The organism is Mesorhizobium sp. M7A.F.Ca.CA.002.09.1.1 (assembly GCF_003998555.1).
Classification (GTDB): Bacteria; Pseudomonadota; Alphaproteobacteria; order Rhizobiales; family Rhizobiaceae; genus Mesorhizobium; species Mesorhizobium ciceri.
The window spans coordinates 1-2,815 of the sequence record NZ_RZRR01000753.1 but is presented as its reverse complement, the minus strand read 5'-3'; the positions used below and the strand labels follow the sequence as shown (position 1 = coordinate 2,815).

7 protein-coding genes are annotated in these 2,815 nt (G+C 64.0%); 3 read left to right on the top strand and 4 right to left on the bottom strand.

From position 1 onward, the window contains the following. Positions 1 to 5: 5 nt before the first annotated feature. Genes EN994_RS36785 through EN994_RS25665 form a run of 3 tightly spaced genes read left to right on the top strand, consistent with a single transcriptional unit; the run spans position 6 to position 1,024 of the window. On the top strand, positions 6 to 140 hold the full coding sequence (locus EN994_RS36785; protein ID WP_164768964.1) for a zinc-binding dehydrogenase: 135 nt from the start codon (positions 6 to 8) through the stop codon (positions 138 to 140). Positions 141 to 174: 34 nt separating this feature from the next. Then, positions 175 to 621 carry an OsmC family protein gene (locus tag EN994_RS25670; protein WP_013532393.1) on the top strand — a complete coding sequence of 149 codons (447 nt, stop codon included), beginning with the start codon at positions 175 to 177 and terminating at the stop codon, positions 619 to 621. A 16-nt stretch (positions 622 to 637) separates the two neighbouring features. Beyond that, positions 638 to 1,024 (top strand): nuclear transport factor 2 family protein, encoded by a 387-nt coding sequence (locus EN994_RS25665; RefSeq protein ID WP_013532394.1) that lies wholly within the window; start codon positions 638 to 640, stop codon positions 1,022 to 1,024. Positions 1,025 to 1,119: 95 nt separating this feature from the next. Here EN994_RS25665 and EN994_RS25660 read toward each other — a convergent pair whose 3' ends face one another. The 4 genes from EN994_RS25660 to EN994_RS25645 all read right to left on the bottom strand — a co-directional run. After that, on the bottom strand, positions 1,120 to 1,731 hold the full coding sequence (locus tag EN994_RS25660; RefSeq protein WP_013532395.1) for a LysE family translocator: 612 nt from the start codon (positions 1,729 to 1,731) through the stop codon (positions 1,120 to 1,122). 81 nt (positions 1,732 to 1,812) lie between these two features. Beyond that, positions 1,813 to 2,133: a YkgJ family cysteine cluster protein gene (locus tag EN994_RS25655; protein ID WP_032809400.1), complete on the bottom strand. Its 321-nt coding sequence runs from the start codon at positions 2,131 to 2,133 to the stop codon at positions 1,813 to 1,815. 55 nt (positions 2,134 to 2,188) lie between these two features. After that, positions 2,189 to 2,356, bottom strand: a complete 168-nt coding sequence (locus tag EN994_RS25650) for a hypothetical protein (protein ID WP_013532397.1) — start codon at positions 2,354 to 2,356, stop codon at positions 2,189 to 2,191. A 1-nt stretch (position 2,357) separates the two neighbouring features. Next, the coding region (locus EN994_RS25645) for a hypothetical protein (RefSeq protein WP_245466085.1) at positions 2,358 to 2,815 on the bottom strand (458 nt) is incomplete at its 5' end.

Here is a 2,815-nt window from a genome sequence, read left to right as displayed (position 1 = left end):
AAGCCATGCTGCGCGCCGTCTCGCAGCACCGCCTGCGGCCCGTCATCGACAAGGTCTTCGCCTTTACCGAGGCCGGCGATGCCTATCGCTATTTCCAGCAGGGCGACGTCTTCGGGAAGGTGATCATCGACGGCGCCTGACCCATCGAGTCCTCAAACCCAAGGGAGAACGACCATGACAATTCGTGAAGCCTCGGCCAAATGGCAAGGGACGTTGAAGGAAGGTTCGGGCCGGTTGCGGCTCGGCAGCGGCGTCTTCGAAGGCGCCTATTCCTTCCCGTCGCGTTTCGAGAACGGGCCGGGCACCAACCCGGAAGAACTGATCGCCGCGGCGCATGCAGGCTGCTTCTCGATGGCGCTGAGCGCCATACTGGGCAACGCCAATTATGTCCCGACAAGCATCAGCACCGTCGCCAAGGTGCATCTTGGCGCAACCGCTGCCGGTCCGACGATCACCCGCATCGAACTCGAAACCGAGGCAGAGGTCGCGGGACTTGCCGAAGATGAATTCGAGCGCCTTACACAGTCCGCCAAGGCGGGCTGCCTCGTCTCGCGGGCCCTTGGCGGCGTGTCTCAGATCACCCTCAAGGCAACGCTCGTCGAAGCCACCAAAGGTCAATGAAGCCAGGAGAAAGAAGATGACACAGGAGATTGTCATGGACGCAAACGCGTACGATCTGTCCCAGAAGACCGCCGAGATCATGCGGCGCTACAACGACGTATTCCAACGCCATGATCCTTCGGCACTCGCCGAGCTGGTGGCCGAGGATTGCGTGATCGAGAACACCGTGCCGGCGCCGGACGGCGCTCGCCATGCCGGCAAGGAAGCGTGCGTCGGGCTTTGGACGGCGATCGCGACCCAGGCCGGCACGCGCTTCGATATCGAGGAAACCTTCGTTGCCGGTGACCGGGCAACGATCCGCTGGCGCTATTTCATGACCGACGGCAATTCGCTGCGCGGCGTCAACCTCATGCGTGTGGCCGATGGGCGGATCGTCGAAGCGATGGGCTATGTGAAGGGGTAGCGCGCCCCGAGCAATGCCCCGAAAGCGCATAACCGCTTTTCGCCCGGAATAGCGCAACAAAGGAGAGCGGATCAGCGAGACTGAACCGCTCCCCGCTACCGATCGGCCAGCGCCAGCTTTGCGCCGAGCATGACGAAGGCGCCGGCGAAGGTCCGGCGCATCCAGGTCAACACCATTGGCCGCGAGACGACATGGCTGCGGATCGAGGCTGCGAAGATGCCGTAGCCGACGAAAACCACGAATGTCAAAAGCATGAAGACGGAACTCAGTTCCAGCATTTTCGACAGCGCATTGGGCTCGGTGGTGCTGACGAACTGCGGCAGGAAGGCGAAGAAGAAGATCGACAGTTTCGGATTGAGCACGTTGACGAGGATACCGGTGGCAATCACCTTGCCGGCCGAGCGCGGCGTCACATCCTGCTCGACGCTGAGGCCGCCCTTTTCCTTCAGCGTGTTCCAGGCCATGTAGAGCAGGTAGGCGACGCCGAGATATTTCAGCGTCTCGAAGGCGAGCGCACTGGTGTGCAGCAGCGCCGCCAGGCCAGTGATGGCGGCGGCCATGTGCGGGATGATGCCGAGCGTGCAGCCGAAGGCGGCGATGACGCTGGCCCGCGCACCGCGCGAGAGGCCGGCGCTCAGCGTGTAGAGAACGCCGGTGCCGGGCGAAGCCACGACAATCAGGGACGTCAACAGAAATTCGATGCTCACGATGGTTCCTCCGCCACCCTACCAAGCCAGGAAGGTACCGGGCTGCGGGTCGGCGCACAAGCGGAGGCGACGGGAGATTGGCTACACCGGTAATCCGAGCGCCTGGCGTGCCATCAGACACTCCTCGTCGCCGGGCATGCAGGCGCGACAGACGTCCGGCCGCACGTCGTAGATGCCGCAAGCGGTCGACTTGCCGATCTCGCCGGACAGCGCCGAGCAGCGCACGCCCTCGCAACGCATGCCTGACAGGTCGGATGCGACATATTTTTCCGGGATACGGTCGAGCTGTGCGTCATCCTCGGTGGAAAAGCGCGGCCACTCGGCCGAATAGGAACAGCAGGCACCGCAGCTTTGGCAATCGAAGGTGCCCTGTTGCGACGACAAAACGCTTGCGGCGGCCACCAGGGCGGACAGCCCTGGCGCGGCGGGGTTGTGATCGGCGTCTTGCGGCAAGGCGCTATTTCTTCTTGGCCGTCTTGCCCTTCGGCGAATCCGCCGGCGACTTGAACAGGTCGGTCGCGGCCTCGGTGGCGTCGCCGGCTTTCGGCGCGGCAACCGGCTTCGCCGGTTTTGCCGCAGCACCCGAGGCTGCCGGCTGATCCTTGGAGGAGAATTTTATGGCCATGTCAGTCCTCGTCGGCGAAGCGCGATGATGGGGCGCGCGGATTGCGCAGGCGGCCGATCAGCGCCGAAACGGCCGTGATGTTCATTTCCTCGGGCGACCAGTTTTTCACCGCCTCGATGTGATGGGCTGCCAGCTCGCGATGCGTGCTGCCGCTGTAGGCGGCGTCCTGATACGTCACCCGCTCATGGGTCTTGGCGTCTTCGCGGACATACTCGATCAGGTAGTTCGGGCATTCGGCGCGGCCGCGCACGCCGACGCGAACCTGGGCATCACCGTGGGCACGCTTGCAGCGCTCGAGCTTTTCCAGCACACGCCGGACGAATTCGACCGGCTTGTCGAGGCCTTCGACCATATCGGCAATGGTTGCGTCGGCGGCGATCGGTGTTGGCGGTACGCGTTTGGTGGCCATCAGCGTCGTCCGGCCCGCTTCGGCAAAGCGGCTAGCGCGGCGGCGGCGGC

Bases quoted from the DNA above. Each gene is read 5' to 3' on its own strand.
- EN994_RS36785 (WP_164768964.1), top strand. From the start codon at position 6: ATGCTGCGCGCCGTCTCGCAGCACCGCCTGCGGCCCGTCATCGACAAG.
- EN994_RS25670 (WP_013532393.1), top strand. From the start codon at position 175: ATGACAATTCGTGAAGCCTCGGCCAAATGGCAAGGGACGTTGAAGGAA.
- EN994_RS25665 (WP_013532394.1), top strand. From the start codon at position 638: ATGACACAGGAGATTGTCATGGACGCAAACGCGTACGATCTGTCCCAG.
- EN994_RS25650 (WP_013532397.1), bottom strand. From the start codon at position 2,356: ATGGCCATAAAATTCTCCTCCAAGGATCAGCCGGCAGCCTCGGGTGCT.